Source organism: Agrobacterium genomosp. 13 str. CFBP 6927, assembly GCA_900012615.1.
GTDB lineage: Bacteria > Pseudomonadota > Alphaproteobacteria > Rhizobiales > Rhizobiaceae > Agrobacterium.
In genome coordinates, this window is the sequence record LT009756.1 from 2,823,885 (window position 1) to 2,842,487 (window position 18,603).

An 18,603-nucleotide genomic window follows, 5' to 3' on the forward strand; every position below is an offset into this window, starting at 1 on the left:
AAGCCGATCCTGTACCAAACAGTACCGGATCGGCTTTTGCTTTGCTTGAAAAGCCCTTGAGGCGGAGATAAGAAGCCTCCGATCCCGTCCGGCCGCGATACGATTTGCCATGTGCAGGACGGAATGAGTTTGACGCCGCGCTCGCCGCAATCGAAAACCCTTCAGGATGTTTTTCGGCGCGCCGCCCAAGGAGGGTTTCTCATGACAGTCCGTTCGCTTTTCCTGCTGCCCGGTGACGGTATCGGCCCCGAAGCCATGGCTGAAGTTCGCAAGCTGATCGATTATATGAACAGCGCGCACAATGCCGGTTTCACCGTCTCGGAAGGTCTGGTCGGCGGCTCTGCCTATGACGCCCATGGCGTGGCGATTTCCGATGCGGATATGGAAAAGGCGCTTGCCGCCGATGCGATCCTGTTCGGCGCCGTCGGCGGCCCGAAATGGGATGGCGTCCCCTACGAGCACCGCCCGGAAGCCGGTCTGCTTCGCCTGCGCAAGGATCTCGAACTCTTCGCCAATCTGCGCCCCGCCATCTGCTACCCGGCGCTTGCCGCCGCCTCTTCGCTGAAGCCGGAACTGGTCGAAGGCCTCGATATCCTCATCGTCCGTGAACTGACGGGCGGCGTTTATTTCGGTGAACCGAAGCAGATCATCGATCTTGGCAACGGCCAGAAGCGCGGCATCGATACGCAGATCTACGATACTTTCGAGATCGAGCGCATCGCCAGCGTCGCTTTCGAACTGGCCCGCACCCGCGACAACCGCGTCTGCTCGATGGAAAAGCGCAACGTGATGAAGTCAGGCGTTTTGTGGAACCAGGTGGTCACCGAAACCCACGCCGCCAAGTTTAGGGATGTTCAGCTGGAACATATGCTGGCCGATGCCGGCGGCATGCAGCTGGTGCGCAAGCCCAAGCAGTTCGACGTGATCGTCACCGACAACCTCTTCGGCGACATGCTCTCCGACGTCGCCGCCATGCTGACCGGCTCGCTCGGCATGCTGCCATCCGCTTCGCTCGGCGCGCCTGACGCCAAGACCGGCAAGCGCAAGGCCATGTATGAGCCGGTACACGGTTCGGCCCCTGACATCGCCGGCAAGGGTATCGCCAACCCCATCGCCATGATCGCGTCCTTCGCCATGTGCCTGCGTTACTCGTTCAACATGGTGGATGAGGCAACGAAGCTCGAAGCAGCGATCGCAAACGTGCTCGACAAGGGCATCCGCACCGCCGACATCATGGCCGAGGGCAGCCGCCAGGTCGGAACCTCCGAAATGGGTGATGCGGTTCTCGCCGAATTCAAGGCGCTTTCGGCGTAACGCTCGACGAAACCGGTTGGGCAGGCGGCGCGTTCGCCTGCCCATCTTCCTTCGGCAGAAGATGCTCATATCTTTTGTCAGTCAGCGTCTTCAGAAAGGCGACGATGGCGTCCACACGCTTGTCGTCCAGCGCAGGCGCGGATGTCAGTTCCGCCATGGCGATATTTTCAGGCACTTCCGGCGCATCCCACGTCTTGCCCGTTTCCGGATTGATCTGGCGGCTCGGCTTCTTGCTTTTATATTTCACATAAAACAGCACCACCGTGCGCAAATCCTTGAATACGCCATTGTGCATGTAAGGACCGGTGACGGCGACATTGCGCAGCGTCGGCACCTTGAACTTGCCGCGCTGGGCGACATCGCCGGCAACTTCAGGATTTTGCGCCAGCCCCAGATCGATCGCGCCCGGCTTGGAGCCGTTCACAGCCCGAACCGATATATTGGCGGGAACGCCGATGTTGAAATATTTATGGTTGGTGAAGAGGCCGTCTTCCAGGCCCTTGGCGCCGCGGATTTCATGGCAGGTATTGCAATTGGTGAATTGCGTCGAGGAGATCAGAACCCGACCCAGCTCTTCCTGATCGGTCAGCTTCTCCTCGCCGCGCAGGAAGCGGTCATATTTGGAATCGAAGGTGGAGAACTCATCCGAGCGCTCAAAGCTCGCCAGCGCCTTCGTCATCGCGGCATAGGCGGTATCGTCGCTCGCAAAAACATCCTTGCCGAACTGCGTGCCAAAAGCCGCGACATAATCCGGGTTTTCCCTGAGCCGTTTGACGACCGCGGCCTTGTCCGGCATGCCCATTTCGAGGGGATTGAGCGGCGGACCACCCGCCTGATCTTCAAGCAGGGAGGCGCGGCCATCCCAGAACTGCCCGCCGACATATTCTCCCGCCGCATTCCTGCCGAAAGGCGGCGTGAAGCGGGCATAAGCTGCAGTCGGCGCGTTGCGGTCGCCCAGTGAAATACCGTCATCGCCAAGCGATACGTCCCGCCCCACCTTGTCGCTCTCCCGCGCATCGGAAAACCCGGCGGCCTGCATGTGGCAGGTGGAACAGGCCATGGTGCGGTTCATGGAAAGACTGGGATCGTCGAACAGCGCTGCACCGAGCTTTTCCAGCGTTGCATAGTCTTCACCGCCGTGGGCAGCCATACCATCGACACCGGTGCCCAAGGGGGCCAGCAGAATGGAGGCGGCGAGAGCAGCAGAGACAAAAAATCCGGGTTTCATCATCGGTAGGCACGCTCGATATAAATGCGCGAGAGCAGGTTCGGACCGGGACATATGAAGCGGCTTTCAGTCCCACCGCGCTTCACCGAACATGGATCACGGGAGATAACTCCGCTCTTCCATGCCCTATAGAGAAATCTATAGCACTTTCCCGTGATCCAGGCCTACAAACTTTCGCAGCTTGGTCCACTTTGCCGCAGGTCCACTGACCAAACCCGGAAACGATCAACCGCCTTTGGCGATGGCGTGGAAAAAGGTGCCCGAGACAAAACCTCTCCTGCCACCGGATGGCCCGAGCGGACGACCCTGCCCGTCAGCAATCTGTGCGAAGGGCTCATCGCGGCCGGCATCGGTAACCCGCGCATAGTGGAATTCATGGCCGCGCAGAACATCCCCCGCCGTGCCGAGCGGTCCGGTTGCCGCGATCGTCGCCTGCCGGTAGCCGAGATTCATCTTGCGGGTCGCAAAGCTGGTGGCATGGGACAGAAGCCCGGTCATGGCATGAGTCACCCCATCCGCATCTTCCAGCGCCTCTCCGAGCACCATGTAACCGCCGCACTCGCCATGAACGGGCTTTGTCGCGGCAAAGCGGGCAAGGCCAGCCTTGAAGCCAGCCGCATCCGCAAGCTTTCCGGCAAAAAGCTCGGGATACCCACCCGGCAGCCAGCAGATATCGCAGCTCCCGTCGGGCGCCTCATCCGCGAGCGGGGAGAACGGCACGATCTCGGCCCCGGCCGCCTGCCAATGCTTCCTGAGATGCGGATAAAGGAAAGTGAACGCCGCATCCTCCGCCAGCGCAATGCGCTGGCCGGGCGGCGCAATCGCCGTGTCCACCGAGCCGGAGGGCACATTCACCGGCGCGGCGAGTGAAAGCAGGGCATCGAGATCGATGGATTTTTCCATCGCATCCGCCAGCCGTTCGATATGCACGTCGATTTCGGGATGTTCGCTGGCCTGCACCAGCCCCAGATGCCGTTCAGGCAGGATGAGCGAAGGATCACGCAGCACACAGCCGGCAACGGGAAGGCCGATTTTTTCGATGGCTTCCGTGCACAGCGTCCGGTGTCTTTCGCTGCCCGCCCGGTTCAGCACCACCGCCGCCATGGTAACGGCCGGATCGTAGTGGGCAAAACCATGGGCGACGGCAGCGGCCGTCTGCGACTGGCCGGATACGTCCAGCACCAGCAGCACGGGAATGCCGAACAGCCGCGCCAGATCCGCCGCCGAACCTGTGCGATTTTCCGCAACCGGAATACCGTCGAACAGGCCCATGGCGCTTTCAATCAGAACAAGTTCCGCATCTTCGGTCTGCTGCGAAAACAGATGCCGCAACAATTCCGGCCGCATGGCCCAGCTATCCAGATTAAGACCCGATGTGCCGGTGGCGAAAGCGTGGAAACCGGGATCGATGTAGTCGGGGCCCGTCTTGATGCCGCGCACCTTGATACCGCGTCGGGCAAAGGCCCGGAGCAGGCCGATAGTCACGCTGGTCTTGCCGGAACCCGAACGTGGCGCACCGATAATGATCGCCCGCGCCGTCATGAACCGGAAACTCCAAGACGCGCCCGCATCGAAACAATCTCGCCAATGACGATCAAAGCCGGTGCTTCGAAATTTTCCCGCTTTGCATCGTCAGCTATGCTTTCCAGCGAGCCGATGAAAATCCGCTCCTGCGCCGTCGTTGCCGACATGATGACGGCGACCGGCGTTTCGCCGGAACGGCCACCTTGCATCAAAAGGCTGGCGATCGTGCCTATATTCTTCAGCCCCATATAGACGACAATAGGTTCCCGTGTTTTCGCCAGCGCCAGCCAGTCCAGATCCTCTTCGGTGCCCGCAGCGTGGCCCGTGGCAAGAGTTACGGCGCGGCTGATGCCGCGCATCGTGGCGGGGATGCGGGCCGAAGCAAGCGCGGTGAACGACGAGGTCATGCCCGGCAATATGCGAAACGGAATGCCGGCTTGGACAAGCGCCTCCGCCTCTTCGCCGCCGCGCCCGAAAATAAAGGGATCACCGCCCTTCAGCCGCAGCACCTTTTTGCCTTGGCCGGCGAAATCGATCAGTGAAGCGGTAATATCGTCCTGTGTTGCGGAGGGCTTGCCACCCCTTTTGCCCGCAAAAACAATCTCCGCCTGCGGACCAAGCGCTATGACTTCGTCGCTCACCAGCGCATCACGCACGATGATATCGGCCTGAGACAGCGCGAGCGCCACTTCCAGCGTCAGATAACGTACATCGCCGGGCCCTGCGCCCGCGAGCCAGACGTGACCGGCCTCGAAGACCGGACCTTTTGCGGCAATGCTGTTCAAAATCTGCGCTATCGACATTCTTCTTGGCTGCTTTTTAACGATGACGGAAAAAGCCGTCCCGGCTATAGAAATTCATATGGATACGGATGGAAAGACCCTTCGCCGCGGCTGGACCACGGGCACCTGCGCGGCAGCCGCCACGAAGGCGGCCTGCGCCGCCCTTCTGACCGGCGAGTTTCCTTACCCTGTCGAGGTCGAACTTCCAAGCGGCGCGAGGCCGGCATTTTCCCTTGCCACCGAGGAAAAGGGCGAAAACTTCGCGCGCGCCGGCGTCGTCAAGGATGCCGGAGACGATCCGGACGTTACCCACGGTGCGCTGATCGAAAGCACGGTGCGGCGAGGTCAACCGGGAAGCGGCATCACCTTCAAGGCCGGAAAGGGCGTCGGCACCATCACCCGGCCGGGCCTGCCCCTGCCGCCGGGAGAACCCGCCATAAATCCCGTGCCGCGCAAGATGATCGAAACCGCCATTCGCGAGGTGGCCGGAGAAAGTGCCGATTTCGAGGTAGAGATTTCCGTCCACGATGGCGAGAAACTGGCGGAAAAAACCCTGAACGGCAGGCTCGGCATCGTCGGCGGTATTTCCATCCTCGGCACCACCGGCATTGTCATTCCCTTTTCCTGCTCGGCGTGGATCCACTCCATCTGGCGCGGCATCGATGTGGCGCGTGCCACCGGCTGCACCCATGTGCTGGGCGCCACCGGCAACACCTCCGAAAAAGCCGGGCAGGCGCTTTACGATCTGCCGGAAACCGCGCTGATCGACATGGGAGATTTCATCGGCGGCATGCTGAAATATCTGCGCAGCCACCCCGTCGAGCGGGTGACGATTGCCGGCGGCGTCGCCAAGATGACCAAGCTTGCCCAGGGCATGCTCGACGTGCACTCCAAGAAGGGGCTCGCCGATCTCGATGCGCTGGCGGCACTGGCGACGGAAGCCGGAGGAGATGAAAATCTCGCCATTGCCATTCGTCAGGCCAATATGGTCGCGCACGCCTTTGAGTTGGCCGAACACGCGGGGATAGACCTCGGCGCGATCGTGGCGGAAAAAGCCTGGGTAACCGCAGCGGCGGCGCTGAAGACGCCAGCCATTGCGCTCGATATTCTGGTGTTCGATCGTCAGGGCGCCCTCAAGGGGCGCACCGCCTCCACGCCGTCGCATCAGCCCTTTGCATCTTCCTTCGGAGACCGGAACCGCCTGACGTAGTCGGTGCTATAAAGCGCGCTTTCACGAAAATCCGTCGAGGCAAGTCCACGCCCGACGAAGATCAGGGCCGTCCGCTCCACCGGTTCGGCGGCGAGCTTGTCCTCAATGTCGAACAGCGTGCCACTGATAACCCGCTCATCCGGCCAGGACGCGCGAACGACGATGGCGACCGGGCAGTCGGAGCCGTAAAGCGGCGTCAGCTCTTCCACCACCTTGCCGATGGCATGAATGGCGAGATGGACGGCGAGCGTTGCACCCGTCGCACCGAAAGCCTTCAGCGTCTCACCGTCAGGCATCTTCGATGCGCGCCCGGAAATGCGGGTCAGCACAAGGCTCTGCGCCACTTCCGGCACCGTCAGCTCCCGCTGCAAAGTGGCGGCCGCAGCGGCAAAGGAGGGCACGCCGGGCGTGACGGTATAATCGAGACCCAGCCGCTCCAGCCGGCGGATCTGCTCGCCCATGGCGCTCCAGACGGAAAGATCACCGGAATGCAGCCGCGCCACATCCTTGCCGGCCTCTGCTGCGGCCACGAATTCCGCCTCGATCTCGTCAAGCGAAAGTGCTGCCGTATCGACGATGCGGGCGCCCGGCGGGCAATATTCGATAAGCGCCTTCGGAACCAGCGAGCCGGCATAAAGACACACCGGACAGGCGGCGATAAGATCGCGCCCGCGCACCGTAATGAGATCGGCGGCGCCCGGACCGGCGCCGATAAAATGAACTGTCATTGTTGTTCTCCATATTCGATGGCGCAGCCGCTATCGCGTGGGGCATTGTCAGTTGTTGCGATGGCCACCGTGACATTGCCAACCACAAGACGCGGCGCGACCAGCCTTGCATTCTCTCCGGCGACGGCAAGCGCCGCCGCTTCGCTCACGCTCGGCGAGCCGGCATGATCTAGGCTTGCCTGTGAAAATGTCATAGTTTTCGAAGCAACCGCCTCGAGCCGCTCCTGCGATACGATTTCAAGCGGCAGCGACAGGCTTTTCGCCGCTTCCACAAGACCGGCTTCATCGGCTTTGAGCGGCGCAGTCGCCAAGCATTCCGCCCTCATACCCACAGCATGCTCCGCAGCACGCACGGCGGCAATAACAGCATCTGAACCCGTACCTCTGCGACAACCGATGCCAGCCACGGTCACCATGGCTTGTTCCAGCTCCATTGCGTCACCGGCATTGCCGGACGCCAACCAGACATGGAACCGACAGCCGTCACCCGCGACACATCCAGACGGATCATCGAGCCGCCGTGCCGCGCATGGGCGGCAAGCAGCACCGCCTCCATTTCCAGCGTCACCGCATTGGCGACCAGCCGCCCGCCGGGTTTCAGGGCCTCCATAGCTCCCTCTAGCACGCCCGCTTCACTGCCGCCGCCGCCGATGAAAATCGCGTCCGGCTGAGGCAAGCCTTCAAAAGCCGCAGGGGCCGCACCGATCATCACCTCAAGCGCCGGCACACCGAAAGCTTCGGCATTACGAGCGATACGCTCCGCCCTTTCCGGGTGTTGTTCTATGGCGATGGCACGGAGCGAGGGATGCGACAGCATCCATTCGATACCGATCGAACCCGAACCGGCACCGATATCCCACAGCAACTCGCCCCGCCGTGGGGCCAGAGAGGAAAGTGTCACGGCGCGGATTTCGCGCTTTGTGATCTGCCCGTCATGTTCGAACAGGCCGTCATCAAGCCCACATGTGAAAGGCAGAATACGCGCACCCTCATCAGCCACAACATCAATCGCCACCACATTCAGCGGATCAATATCAGCAAACGCGAAATCAGCCACCATGGCCTGCTGCCGCCGCTCCCGCTTTCCACCCAGGGCTTCGAGCAAAATGAATTCCGACTGGCCGAAACCCAAATCGGACAACAATTCCGCGATCAAGGCCGGGGCGTGGGCATCCGAGGTAAGCGCGATGATGCGTGCGCCGGCATGGAGATGCGGCCGCAGGAGATCGATAGAACGCCCGTGCAGCGAAACGCAGTCGACCGCTTGCAGCGCCCAACCGAGCCGCGCGGCAGCCAGCGAGAAAGCGGAGGGCGAGGCATAACAAACTGTCTCACCCGCTTTGATCCGCCGCAGAAGCGTAACACCGACGCCATAAAAGAACGGATCGCCGGAAGCCAGCACGCAAACCCGCTTGCCGCGCAGCGCCACGACATCGCCCATATCCGTGTCGAACGGCACCGGCCAGCGCCGTGCTTCACCTCGAATGGCCGCGGCCGCCAGTTCCAGATGGCGTTTGCCGCCGAAAACCACCTCGGCCGCCTCTATCGCCTCTATCGCGTTCCGGCCCAGCCCCTGAAGCCCATCCTCGCCAATGCCGACGATGGAAAGCCACGGCTTCTCTTTCTTTTCTGTGGAAGCATCGCCCGTTCCGGAATATTCAGACGTCATGACACGCTCCATACTCATCCTTGGCGGCACGGCGGATGCCCGCATTCTGGCCGGCAGGCTGGCCGAAGAACCCGGCTACCGAATTCTGCTCTCCATGGCCGGCCGCACGCTCTCGCCGGTCGAACAGCCGGTGCCGATGCGCAGCGGCGGTTTTGGCGGCGCAGGCGGTCTCGCGGATTTCATTCGCACCGAGAATTTCAATATTCTGGTGGACGCCACCCATCCCTATGCGGCGAAGATTTCCGCCAATGCCGTTGAGGCGGCAGGGCTTGCCAAAGTTCCGCTGGTCGTCCTTTCGCGTCCCGCCTGGCAGCGCCAGCCGGATGACAGGTGGCATGGTGTCGACACTGTCGAACAAGCTGTCACCGCGCTCGGCAGCGAAGGCAGACGCGTGTTCCTGGCTTTGGGACGGCAGGAGCTTCTTCCTTTCGAAGCCGCGCCCCAGCACAACTATCTCATCCGCAGCGTCGACCCGGTGGAGCCGCCACTGAAACTGCCGCATGCGTGCTATATTACCGCGCGCGGCCCCTTTGCGTTGGACGACGAAATCCGCATGCTGGAAGAAAACCGCATCGCGACGGTGGTCTCGAAAAACTCCGGTGGCAGCGCGAGCTATGGCAAGATCGAAGCCGCAAGACGGCTCGGCCTGCCGGTCATCATGATCGACCGGCCGCGACAGCGGAACGACGCGCCCCTGAATGACGTGACGGTGCCGGATATTGCCGCTGCACTCACCGCCATTCACCATCAGCTCTCTCTTCTCGAAAAACGCGGCGAATAAACCAGCGGTTCTTTGCCGGCACGTTCGATCAGACGGGTTTCAACCGAGCCGACGATGATGCAGGTAGCCATATCCGCCATATCGCTCGAGGCTTCCGAAAGAGGCACGACCCGAATACGCTCATCCGCCCGGCCTGCCGCCCGTCCGAAGATTACGGGCACTGAGGCTGGCAAATGTGCCCGCAACAGAGCAAAAGCGGTACCGAGCTGGTGCGGACGCGCCTTGCTGACGGGATTGTAGAAAGCCATTACAAAGCCTGCTTCCGCCGCCGCGATCAGCCGTTTTTCAATAATGCCCCAGGGTTTCAGATTATCCGACAGCGAAATGGCGCAAAAATCATGGCCAAGCGGCGCGCCGGCCTTTGCGGCTACGGCCAGCATGGCAGTCACACCCGGCACGACGGAGAAATCGATATCGCGCCATTCGGCGGGGCCGCTTTCGATCGCCTCGCAAACCGCCGCCGCCATGGCGAAAACGCCGGGATCGCCACCAGAAACCACACAGACCTTGCCGCCTTGGGCCGCAAGCCGCAGCGCCTGTTCGGCGCGGGAGATTTCCTCACGATTGTCCGAAGCATGGCGGCGTTGATCGGGTCTCAGCGCCAGCCGGTCGAGATAGGGAATATAGCCGAAGAAATCCTCCGACGCCTCCACGGCGGCAAGCGCCTCCGGTGTCACCTGCGCCGCACTGCCGGGGCCGAGACCGACAACGACCAGCCTGCCGGTCATGGCTTTTCACCTGCAGAGGGTCTGGTTTTCCAACCCGGCACCAGAACCAGCGAAAAATACGGCGCAGGCGATGTATCGCGTTCGATGAGCCGCACCGCATGGCTGTTGGCCATGGTGCCGCGCTCGACATAAAGCGCGTCTTCAAGCTTCCCGGCTTTTTCCAGCGCCCGGCGAATTTTCGGAAGGTTGCGCCCCACCTTCATGATTACGGCACCATCCGTGCCGGACAGACGTTCCGTCAGCACATCTTCACCAAGCGTGCCGGGAAGCACGCTCAAAATATCATCGCCCTGCACCAGCGGCAGCCCGGCCATGGACCAGCAGCCGGACATGGCCGTGATGCCAGCAACGACCTCCGCCGGGTAAGATGGCGCAAGCCGCAGATGAAGGTGCATATAAGAACCGTAAAACAGCGGATCGCCTTCCGACAGCACGGCGACATTGCGCCCGGCTTCGAGATGCACAGCGATGTCCTTCGCCGACTGATCGAAAAAGGCGGCGATGGCATCACGGTAATCGTTGCCGTTTTTATCGCTTTCGATGGTTACCGGATAGACCAGCGGCATTTCCAGCGTTCCGGGCCGGATGAAGGCTTCGACAATACCGCGACCGTTGCCGCTACTGCCTTTCTTGCAGAAGAAGGCAAGCACATCGGCATTTTCAATGGCGCGGACAGCCTTCAGCGTCAAAAGCTCGGGATCGCCGGGGCCGGTACCGACGCCCACGAGTTTACCCTTCGGATGTTCAAAAAGAGCCGCGCTCACAGGCCAGCCCTCGCAACCGCATTGATGGCAGCAGCCGTCATCGCCGAACCACCCATGCGTCCCTTGACGATGGCATAGGGAATGCCGAGCAAACTTGCCTCCAGCGCGTCTTTCGATTCCGCCGCACCGACAAAGCCAACCGGCATGCCGATGATGGCGGCCGGACGTGCAGCACCTTTTTCCAGCATCTCAAGCAGATAGAACAGTGCAGTCGGCGCATTGCCAATGGCAACCAGAGCGCCGTCCATTTTCTCTGCCCACAGGTCAAGCGCGGCGGCGGAGCGGGTATTGCCGATCTTTTTCGCCAGCTCCGGCGTGCGGGGATCGCGAAGGGTGCAGACCACCTCATTATCAGCCGGAAGGCGGGCGCGCGTTACGCCATGGGCAACCATTTCCGCATCGCAGAGAACCGGCCTGCCGGCGAGCAGCGCACCGCGTGCAGCGGCAACAAAATCCGGCGAAAAGCGGAAATGGCTGGCCGCCTCCACCTGCCCGCAGGCGTGGATCATGCGAATGGCGATATCCGCCTGCTCTTCGGTAAAGGCGGACAAATCCGCTTCCTCGCGAATGAGGGCGAAGGAGCGCTCATAGATCGCATTGCCGTCGCGAATATAGTCATAGTCAGTCATCGGTCATCCTGTCGAAGCGCCGCGCCGATCACCTGTTTGCCGAGCCGGGCAAAGAGGTTGGCAGCGTTTTCCCCGGGCTTATGTTCTTTTTCGTAAAGACGGGCAAGCCGCGAAAGCGCCTTCCTCTGCTGCTCAAAAGGTAAAATACCGTCCTGCGGGTCGCAGGCGCGGCCCGAAATCGAAAAGCCCAGGCCATCGGCGCTGCCGGAAAAAGTGAGAAGTGACGGGGCAGGATATGCGCAGCCCTTTCCGCAGCCGGAAATATGCAGCGTAAATGACCCATCGAGCAGAGAGACCAGTTCCTCCGACGCAAAGGCGGCGAGATCACGTGTGGGAAGGAAAGCCGAAGCGCACCCCGGCGCCCCGGGACAGACGGCAATGAAAGACCGCGCATCATCTGCCGCAATGATGAAACCGGAAGCCCTGGCCACTTCCAGCACCGCACTGCAAGCATCCCGTGAACCGAAGAATAGCAGGCTATGATTAAGTGACGGCCGCAATGTTTCTATACCGATTGCGCGCACCCGCTCGCAGAGCCGTGATAGATCGGAGGCCCGCACTTGTCCGAAGGCAGGCGCGATACCGGCGGCAAAAATACCCTTATCCGCCAGGATCAGCCCCAAAGGCGAAGAAGGCGCGAGCGCCTCTCTCTCAATTGCGCAATCCAGCAGACGATCGCCGCAGATCGCTTTTATCGTTTGCTGATCCAGATCACGGCCGCGGGCAGACACCCCTTGGCCGGCAAGATAAACAAGCAGCAGCAGGACAACATCAGCCGCTTTGTCCGTCTCAACCAATCCCGCGCGCAGCGCCCTGCTCTCGGGGCCGCCAACAAACAATTGCCAGAAAACCTGCCCGTCCTGCCGCACCGCTTTCAGGCGAATATCGGCCAGCAAATCCGCCATTGAGGGACGGCCGCCGCCATCGATGACAACGGACATTTTCGCTGCGAGCTTTTCATGCAGCGCCAGTGCGCCGACCTCTCTGCGAATCTCGTCAGCAAGAGAACTTCCATCGGCGATTTCCTGCGCGTCCCGGCCGGCAAGAATAGAAGCCTCGACGGCTAGCCCTTCCCGAAGCGGCAAACCGAGCGCCAGAAAATCATTCTCCAGGGCGCAGGCGCTTTCCGGCGTCAGGCCGCGAAATTGCAGGTTGCCGCGCGCTGTTATGTCGATCAGACCGTTGCCATGCCGCTCCGCGAGATCGCAAAGCGCCATCATGTCATGGGGCGTGATATCCGCCTCGAATGCGATCCGCGACAGAAACCCATCACCGGTGAGCATCGGTGTCGATAGGGCTGGACACATCCCACGGCGGCCGAATGGCTGAACCGGTTCGGAAACGGCCGTCCTCATGCGCTCACCCTTTCAGGGCGCGGGAGGATCAGCATTTCAAGCTCGGCATCGACCGCATTGCGCCGGCTATGCCACAGGCCGCGACGGCGAGCGGATAAAAAGCGCGCCGCCATCACCTCCGCCGCCTTCGGATTTTCCCGCAGGATGAAGTCGCGAACCTCCTCATTGCCGAAATAGGCGTCATAGACTGCCTCGATCAGTGAGGAGGAAACCGCATAGGTGGTTTCGGCAAAGCCGATCAGCCGGTCAACCGTCTCAGCAAATTCCGCCGCCCCGCGCGGGCCGTGCCGCATCTGGCCGGCAATGAAGCGTGGATTGATGGCACGGGCCCGAACAACCCGCGTCAGCGCTTGTGAAACGGATCGCGCGCGTGGACGCGCCGGATCGGTCGTATCCAGTGCGACAATATCGGCAAAGCCGCCAAGGGCGGCCTTTGCGGCAGAAAAACCACCCATGAAGGCAACATCGGAAGAACCATCAAGAAGATCGCGGCCGGGATCGTCGCCGGTGTGAACCAGAAGATCGGCCCGCCGTACCAGTTCCACAAAACCGGTATCCTCGAAAATCTCAAGCCCATCTTCGCCGCCGAAGGCATGGCTTGCCGCGTCCAGATAGGCCTGCCCCAAATCTTCGCGTTCGTCCCATTGTCCGCTGGCGAGTTTCTCTTCTATGCCCGCACCATAGGTGCCGGGCGCCGAACCGAAGATGCGCGCCGGTATATGACCGAGCGCGGCCGCTTCTTCCGAAAGCGGATTGTCGCCCGGCGCTTCGTGGCGCCGCGCGACCGCCTTGGCGGCAGCATCGAGAAGAGCGATAAGCGCCGGAAACATGTCGCGGAACAGGCCGGAAATCCGAAATGTGACGTCGACCCGCGGCCGCCCGATACTGGCTGGCGGCAGAACCTCGATGCCGGTAACGCGCCCCGTCGCAGGGTCATGGATCGGTCTGGCGCCCATCAGATGCAGCGCCTGCGCTACATCCTCGCCGCCATTGCGCAGGCTGGCGCTGCCCCAGAGATCGAAAACCAGATTTTTCGGCCAGTCTCCATGGGATTGCAGATGGTGACGCAGCACCTCTTCGCCCGCCATGCGGCCCAGTTCGAAAGCCGTCGGCGTCGGCATGGTGCGCGGATCAGCGGCATAAAGGTTGCGACCCGTCGGCAGCACGTCAAGCCGTCCGCGCGCAGGTGCGCCGGAAGGGCCGGGGACAACATGCCGGCCCGCGAGCGCTGCAAGCAGAGCTGCTTTTTCCGCCGCAGCGCTTTCGAGCCTCAGAAGATCGGTCTCGCCTTCGGGCGAACGACCGAAAATGTGCTGGCCGTCCTTGATTGCGAAATCCTTGAGGTCACAAAGAAACGCGTCGATGCGTGACAGTGCCGCATCGGCGTCATCCGTCGCCCCCACCCCAGCATCCGCCGCTAGCCCGGTTTCCAGCGCTTTTTCGACAATCAGTTTCGCCAGCCGGTCACGCCGGCGGCGATCCAGCCCGTCCGCCTGTGCATATTCATCGACCAGCTGCTCCAGCGCGGATTGCGCCGGCGAAAGCCCGGCATCTATCAGCACCGGTGGAACATGGCCGATGGTGACAGCGGCAATCCGCCGCTTGGCGACAGCCGCTTCGCCCGGATTGGAGACGATGAAAGGATAGACCGCCGGCAACGAGCCCGTGACGATCTCGGGAAAACAATCGCGGGAAAGCGCCACCGTCTTACCCGGCAACCATTCCAGCGTACCGTGCGCGCCCACATGCACGATGGCATGCGCGCCTGCGACCCGCTGCATCCACGCACCGAAGGCAACCAGTGCATGGCGCGGCGGCAAAGCAGGGTCATGATAATCCACCCGCCTATCCTCGTTTCGTCCACGGTCCGGTGCCAGCGCCACGAACACCTTCCCGAAGCGGGCGACGCGGAAACGGAATGCGCCATCGACAAGCGCATCGTCCTGTTCCGCCGAACCCCAGGTCGCATTCAGAGAGGCGACCACTTCCTGCGGCAAACCCGCGAGAAAATCCTGATAGGCTGAAAATTCGACAGTCGCTTCCTGCTGCTCGACACAATCCAGCAAGGCCCTTGCCGTTTCGGGAATATCCGAAACCGCATATCCCGCCCCATCAAGATCGCGCAGCATTTCCAGCACGCTCTGCGGCACATCGAGGCCGACGGCATAACCGGTGCGCCCCGGCGCGGCACCGGGATAATCCGGCATCAGAATGACGATGTGCCGCTCCTGCGGGGCAGATTGCTTCAACCGCAAAAAGGCGGCGATGCGGTTTGCCACCTGCTCCACACGATCCGCTTCGGGCACGTTCAGGAGACTGACACCGCCATCGGTCCGCACTTGCTTGAACGAAATCGCACCAGCAAGAATCCTGCCATCGAGTTCCGGCAAGACCACATGCATGGCAAGATCTGACGGGTTAAGACCACGCGCATTCTCCGCCCAGCCATCCCGTCGCGTGGTCGCCATGACCACCTGAAACACCGGCACCCCGAGACGATCGAAGAGTGTCTTGCCACCCTCATCCGTCTGACTGGCAAAGGCCGTGGCGGCAATGATCGCGGCGGGCTCCAGATCAGGTAGCACCGTTTCGAGAAAACGGATCGCTTCTCCATCCTTCAGGCCGCTGACAAAAATCGGCAATGGCGCAAAACCGCGCTGCAATAGTGCGTGAAAAAGCGCGTCCACGGGCGCAGCATCGCTTGCCAAAAGCATGGAGCGGTAAAAGAGAACCGGCAGGATGGCTGCATCGGCGGAGAAACCCGCCCTGGCTTCCCCCTGGTCCACGACACCTTTACCCGGCCGGTAGAAGCCGGCTTTCGGCAGCGGCTGGGCCTCGATATCTGGCCATGCGCCACCCCTTGCAAGCGCCGCAAGACCAGCGGCAAGCCGCCCCATATTCTCCCGCCCACCCTCGCGGAAGAAGGAGAGGACAGAGGCCAGAATTTGCCGATCAACGGTTGAGGCCGCCTCGAGTTTTTCGTCCCTCTCGCTGCATTCGCCCGGCAGGAGCAGCAGTTTTATGCCCCGCCGCCGGGCGAGAATGGCAAGCTGTTCAACACCGTAACGCCAGCGCTCCGCGCCACCCAGAATCCGGATAAGAATGACGCTGGCATGTTCAGCCGTCTTTTCGATCCAAAGATCGACCGACATCGGATGGCGAAGCTCGGAGAGGTTGGCGGCGGATAGCGACGGAAGGCCACGCTCCGCCTGCCGCCACGCCTGCTCCAGCCCGGCAAGATCACTCGTTGAAAAAGACATGACCACCACATCCGAACGGGGCTGGTTGAGATCAACCGGCTCGATCAGATCGTCCAGAGACGAGGATGTGGTGGCGAGAATATGCATGGGTCAGGCGGCCAGCATCTGTTCGATCTTTTCGCGGTTGATGCCCTTTTCGCCGATGACGACGAGGCGGCTGCGGCGCTCCTCGCCCGCCGCCCAGGGCCGGTCGTAATAGTGGTTCACGCGGCTGCCGACAGCCTGCACCTGCAGGCGCATCGGCTTTGAGGAAACCTCGATGAAGCCCTTGATGCGCAGGACATTTTCCGCAGCCGCCGTCTCGGCGATACGGACCGCCAGCGCTTCCGGATCGGTCACAGCCGGCAGATCGATGACGAAGCTGTCGAAATCATCGTGCTCGTGATCAAGTTCATCATCGTGATGGGTACGGCGATTTTCGATATCCTCTTCCACAGCAAGACCAAGACCGATCAGCACGGCGGGGTCGATGGCGCCATTCGAAGCGACCACGATCTTTGCGGCCTTCGGCAAATGCTCGAGGATATGCGCCTTGGCCTTGTCGAGGCCGGCAACGTCCAGAAGATCGGCCTTGGTCAGCACGATAAGATCGGCGCAAGCGACCTGATCTTCGAAAACCTCTTCAACCGGGTCGTCGTGATCGAGCGCCTCGTCATTGGCCCGCTGGGCAGCAAGGGCTTCCATGTCGTGCGCCACCTGCCCTTCGGCAAGGGCGGCACCATCCACGACGGTCACTACGGCGTCCACCGTCACGCGGCTCTTGATCGCCGGCCATTGGAAAGCCTGCACCAGCGGCTTGGGCAGGGCAAGTCCCGAGGTCTCGATGAGAATGTGCTCCACCTTCGGCTGGCGGCTCAGAATCTGTTCGATGGCAGGCTGGAAGTCGTCCGCCACGGTGCAGCAGATGCAGCCATTGGCCAGTTCGACGATGTTTTCTTCGGGGCAGCTTTCAATGCCGCAGCCTTTGAGGATTTCACCATCAATGCCGATATCGCCAAATTCGTTGACGATGATCGCCAGCCGCTTGCCGTCGAGTTTTTCGAGAAGGCCGCGCAGCAGCGTTGTTTTGCCGGCCCCCAGAAAACCGGTGACGATGGTGCAGGGAACGCGGTCCAGAAGGGTGCTCATGATCTCTCCTCGGTAAAATCGAATGGGGGAATGCGCGCCACCATGCCGCGCTTCAATGTGTCGGGGCGGCCGCGCCAGGGCATCAGGCCATCGGGAGCAGCAGCGAGCAGCCGTGCGCCGGTCAGCAGGTCTTCCGCGTCACCGGGTGTCAGCCCGCCGAATACATAGGACCAGCCATTGGCGCTGCGCAGCACCGCGCTAAGGCCGCGCTTGCAATTGGCAAGGCAATTGACGGAACGAACGATAGTGCCGGATTCTTCCGCCTTCGCTATGACGGCGTCGGCGAGACGCGAACCGGGGCGTGGTTCGGCATTGGGGTCGGCTTCATCGCGACAGCTTCTGCAAACGAAGACGATCACGCCGGACGCCTTTTCGTCTTGCGGATTCCCGCTCGAACATGAAGATGTCGCTGAAATATCCAAACCGTATCGTTTCCCGCGCCTAGCAAAAATCTCGGGGTGCGGATGTCGAAAACGGCTTACGCGTCGGCGCAAACCGGATGTTCGATCTAACCGACTGACCGGAGCACCCCGCCCGGCAGACGTTTTCCTGAAACGGCAGGTCTCCTGGCTCGCGGCTCTACACCCAGACACCGCCTTCCCGAACCATATTGGAGGTCCAGTGGCTTTACGGTGCGGGCTTACCGCTTACAGTTGCGGGGGCAGCCACGGAATGACCCTGTCAGGGTGGAACCGTGTTCCCTCTTAGCTTTTCCCGTTGCCGGGAAAAGACCGTCAGTGCCTTACCCTTAGGCTGAACGGGCGTGGGGGTCAATGCCGCGCCCCTGTCCCTCACGCATTGCCGGGTGCGGCAAATTGAGTATAGTCGCCGCTCCGAATGGCGGGGGCATCCGATCCCGCGCCGCTGGATAAAGAGGAAAACGCGATGACACGCGACATCAGCGACGGCGAAGCCGAACGTCACCGGCAGAAAATGGTCAATCGCAAGACGGTTCAGGATGCTGAAGTAGCCGGGAAGACCATCGAAAAAGGCCTGCTGATGATCAATACCGGCCCGGGCAAAGGCAAATCCACGGCCGCTTTCGGTCTCGCCTTGCGCATGCTCGGCACCGGGCGCAGGGTCGGTGTGGTGCAATTCATCAAGGGTGCATGGTCAACGGGTGAACAGCAGGCTCTGACTTTGTTCGGCGACAAGGTCGTGTGGCGCACCATGGGCGAAGGGTTCACCTGGGACACGCAGGATTTGAAACGCGACGTCGCAGCGGCGGCAAAGGCCTGGGAAGAAGCCAAGGTCCTGATGGCGGACAAGACCGTCGGCTTGCTGATCCTCGATGAGCTGAACATCGCGCTCCGTTACGATTACCTGCCGCTGGAAGAGGTGGTCGAAACGCTTTCCAGCCGCAGGCCCGATCTGCATGTCATCGTTACCGGTCGCAACGCCAAGCAACCGCTCATCGACGCGGCCGACATGGTGACGGAAATGACCCTCGTCAAACATCATTTCAAGGCGGGCGTGAAAGCCCAGGCGGGGATAGAATTCTAA

Annotated in this window: 17 protein-coding genes and 1 riboswitch; of the genes, 4 read left to right on the forward strand and 13 right to left on the reverse strand. The window is 61.5% G+C overall.

All coding sequences use genetic code 11. The features are described 5' to 3' along the window. The first annotated feature begins 201 nt into the window (after window positions 1-201). Window positions 202-1,314 carry a 3-isopropylmalate dehydrogenase gene (gene leuB / locus AGR13A_RS13905; protein WP_031233748.1) on the forward strand — a complete coding sequence of 371 codons (1,113 nt, stop codon included), beginning with the start codon at window positions 202-204 and terminating at the stop codon, window positions 1,312-1,314. On the opposite strand, the gene AGR13A_RS13910 is transcribed toward leuB, so the two are convergent. From AGR13A_RS13910 to cobA, 3 genes are all read right to left on the reverse strand, one after another. Next, window positions 1,295-2,545, reverse strand: a complete 1,251-nt coding sequence (locus AGR13A_RS13910) for a cytochrome-c peroxidase (RefSeq protein ID WP_139786057.1) — start codon at window positions 2,543-2,545, stop codon at window positions 1,295-1,297. The two genes, leuB and AGR13A_RS13910, sit on opposite strands and share 20 nt — an antisense overlap. A 222-nt stretch (window positions 2,546-2,767) precedes the next feature. Then, complete coding sequence (locus AGR13A_RS13915; RefSeq protein ID WP_080836272.1) at window positions 2,768-4,084, reverse strand: cobyrinate a,c-diamide synthase; 1,317 nt, start codon at window positions 4,082-4,084, stop codon at window positions 2,768-2,770. Beyond that, window positions 4,081-4,869 carry a uroporphyrinogen-III C-methyltransferase gene (gene cobA / locus AGR13A_RS13920; RefSeq protein WP_080836274.1) on the reverse strand — a complete coding sequence of 263 codons (789 nt, stop codon included), beginning with the start codon at window positions 4,867-4,869 and terminating at the stop codon, window positions 4,081-4,083. Before cobA ends, AGR13A_RS13915 begins: the two co-directional genes overlap by 4 nt. Before the next feature lie 58 nt (window positions 4,870-4,927). Between cobA and AGR13A_RS13925 the strand changes: the two genes are divergently transcribed. Further along, on the forward strand, window positions 4,928-6,058 hold the full coding sequence (locus tag AGR13A_RS13925) for a cobalt-precorrin-5B (C(1))-methyltransferase (protein WP_167377503.1): 1,131 nt from the start codon (window positions 4,928-4,930) through the stop codon (window positions 6,056-6,058). Here AGR13A_RS13925 and cobM read toward each other — a convergent pair. From cobM to cbiE, 3 genes are read right to left on the reverse strand one after another with little or no spacing between them, the layout of a single operon-like run. Then, window positions 6,013-6,786, reverse strand: coding sequence for a precorrin-4 C(11)-methyltransferase (cobM, locus tag AGR13A_RS13930; protein ID WP_080836277.1), 774 nt, complete (start codon window positions 6,784-6,786; stop codon window positions 6,013-6,015). The two genes, AGR13A_RS13925 and cobM, sit on opposite strands and share 46 nt — an antisense overlap. Then, window positions 6,783-7,202 carry a cobalamin biosynthesis protein gene (locus tag AGR13A_RS13935; protein WP_167377546.1) on the reverse strand — a complete coding sequence of 140 codons (420 nt, stop codon included), beginning with the start codon at window positions 7,200-7,202 and terminating at the stop codon, window positions 6,783-6,785. Before AGR13A_RS13935 ends, cobM begins: the two co-directional genes overlap by 4 nt. Continuing rightward, the gene (cbiE, locus tag AGR13A_RS13940) at window positions 7,196-8,455 is read right to left on the reverse strand and encodes a precorrin-6y C5,15-methyltransferase (decarboxylating) subunit CbiE (RefSeq protein ID WP_080836281.1); all 1,260 of its coding nucleotides are present in this window, start codon (window positions 8,453-8,455) and stop codon (window positions 7,196-7,198) included. The genes AGR13A_RS13935 and cbiE overlap by 7 nt, the downstream gene beginning before the upstream one ends. On the opposite strand from cbiE, the gene AGR13A_RS13945 reads away from it, so the two are divergent. After that, a complete protein-coding gene (locus AGR13A_RS13945) occupies window positions 8,454-9,236 on the forward strand; it encodes a cobalt-precorrin-6A reductase (RefSeq protein WP_080836283.1) in 783 nt (260 codons plus the stop codon). The genes cbiE and AGR13A_RS13945 overlap by 2 nt on opposite strands. Here the strand turns inward: AGR13A_RS13945 and AGR13A_RS13950 are convergent. From AGR13A_RS13950 to AGR13A_RS13980, 7 genes are read right to left on the reverse strand one after another with little or no spacing between them, the layout of a single operon-like run. After that, complete coding sequence (locus AGR13A_RS13950) at window positions 9,203-9,964, reverse strand: precorrin-3B C(17)-methyltransferase (RefSeq protein ID WP_080836285.1); 762 nt, start codon at window positions 9,962-9,964, stop codon at window positions 9,203-9,205. The genes AGR13A_RS13945 and AGR13A_RS13950 overlap by 34 nt on opposite strands. Beyond that, entirely contained in the window at window positions 9,961-10,728 is a 768-nt protein-coding gene (locus AGR13A_RS13955; RefSeq protein ID WP_080836289.1) for a precorrin-2 C(20)-methyltransferase, read from the reverse strand. Before AGR13A_RS13955 ends, AGR13A_RS13950 begins: the two co-directional genes overlap by 4 nt. Further along, on the reverse strand, window positions 10,725-11,357 hold the full coding sequence (locus AGR13A_RS13960) for a precorrin-8X methylmutase (protein ID WP_080836290.1): 633 nt from the start codon (window positions 11,355-11,357) through the stop codon (window positions 10,725-10,727). Before AGR13A_RS13960 ends, AGR13A_RS13955 begins: the two co-directional genes overlap by 4 nt. Then, a complete protein-coding gene (gene cobG / locus AGR13A_RS13965; protein ID WP_080836292.1) occupies window positions 11,354-12,712 on the reverse strand; it encodes a precorrin-3B synthase in 1,359 nt (452 codons plus the stop codon). The genes AGR13A_RS13960 and cobG overlap by 4 nt, the downstream gene beginning before the upstream one ends. After that, the gene (gene cobN, locus AGR13A_RS13970) at window positions 12,709-16,059 is read right to left on the reverse strand and encodes a cobaltochelatase subunit CobN (protein WP_080836294.1); all 3,351 of its coding nucleotides are present in this window, start codon (window positions 16,057-16,059) and stop codon (window positions 12,709-12,711) included. Before cobN ends, cobG begins: the two co-directional genes overlap by 4 nt. Window positions 16,060-16,062: 3 nt before the next feature. Beyond that, window positions 16,063-17,100, reverse strand: a complete 1,038-nt coding sequence (gene cobW / locus AGR13A_RS13975) for a cobalamin biosynthesis protein CobW (protein WP_080836296.1) — start codon at window positions 17,098-17,100, stop codon at window positions 16,063-16,065. Further along, window positions 17,097-17,522, reverse strand: a complete 426-nt coding sequence (locus tag AGR13A_RS13980) for a DUF1636 family protein (RefSeq protein WP_080836297.1) — start codon at window positions 17,520-17,522, stop codon at window positions 17,097-17,099. Before AGR13A_RS13980 ends, cobW begins: the two co-directional genes overlap by 4 nt. Before the next feature lie 117 nt (window positions 17,523-17,639). Beyond that, a riboswitch (cobalamin riboswitch) is annotated at window positions 17,640-17,851 on the reverse strand. Between the two features lie 134 nt (window positions 17,852-17,985). Here AGR13A_RS13980 and cobO point away from each other — a divergent pair. Further along, window positions 17,986-18,603 (forward strand): cob(I)yrinic acid a,c-diamide adenosyltransferase, encoded by a 618-nt coding sequence (gene cobO / locus AGR13A_RS13985; RefSeq protein WP_080836899.1) that lies wholly within the window; start codon window positions 17,986-17,988, stop codon window positions 18,601-18,603.

Bases quoted from the DNA above. Each gene is read 5' to 3' on its own strand.
- leuB (WP_031233748.1), top strand. From the start codon at position 202: ATGACAGTCCGTTCGCTTTTCCTGCTGCCCGGTGACGGTATCGGCCCC.
- AGR13A_RS13910 (WP_139786057.1), bottom strand. From the start codon at position 2,545: ATGATGAAACCCGGATTTTTTGTCTCTGCTGCTCTCGCCGCCTCCATT.
- AGR13A_RS13915 (WP_080836272.1), bottom strand. From the start codon at position 4,084: ATGACGGCGCGGGCGATCATTATCGGTGCGCCACGTTCGGGTTCCGGC.
- cobA (WP_080836274.1), bottom strand. From the start codon at position 4,869: ATGTCGATAGCGCAGATTTTGAACAGCATTGCCGCAAAAGGTCCGGTC.
- AGR13A_RS13925 (WP_167377503.1), top strand. From the start codon at position 4,928: ATGGATACGGATGGAAAGACCCTTCGCCGCGGCTGGACCACGGGCACC.
- cobM (WP_080836277.1), bottom strand. From the start codon at position 6,786: ATGACAGTTCATTTTATCGGCGCCGGTCCGGGCGCCGCCGATCTCATT.
- AGR13A_RS13935 (WP_167377546.1), bottom strand. From the start codon at position 7,202: ATGGTGACCGTGGCTGGCATCGGTTGTCGCAGAGGTACGGGTTCAGAT.
- AGR13A_RS13945 (WP_080836283.1), top strand. From the start codon at position 8,454: ATGACACGCTCCATACTCATCCTTGGCGGCACGGCGGATGCCCGCATT.
- cbiE (WP_080836281.1), bottom strand. From the start codon at position 8,455: ATGACGTCTGAATATTCCGGAACGGGCGATGCTTCCACAGAAAAGAAA.
- AGR13A_RS13950 (WP_080836285.1), bottom strand. From the start codon at position 9,964: ATGACCGGCAGGCTGGTCGTTGTCGGTCTCGGCCCCGGCAGTGCGGCG.
- AGR13A_RS13960 (WP_080836290.1), bottom strand. From the start codon at position 11,357: ATGACTGACTATGACTATATTCGCGACGGCAATGCGATCTATGAGCGC.
- cobG (WP_080836292.1), bottom strand. From the start codon at position 12,712: ATGAGGACGGCCGTTTCCGAACCGGTTCAGCCATTCGGCCGCCGTGGG.
- cobN (WP_080836294.1), bottom strand. From the start codon at position 16,059: ATGCATATTCTCGCCACCACATCCTCGTCTCTGGACGATCTGATCGAG.
- cobW (WP_080836296.1), bottom strand. From the start codon at position 17,100: ATGAGCACCCTTCTGGACCGCGTTCCCTGCACCATCGTCACCGGTTTT.
- cobO (WP_080836899.1), top strand. From the start codon at position 17,986: ATGACACGCGACATCAGCGACGGCGAAGCCGAACGTCACCGGCAGAAA.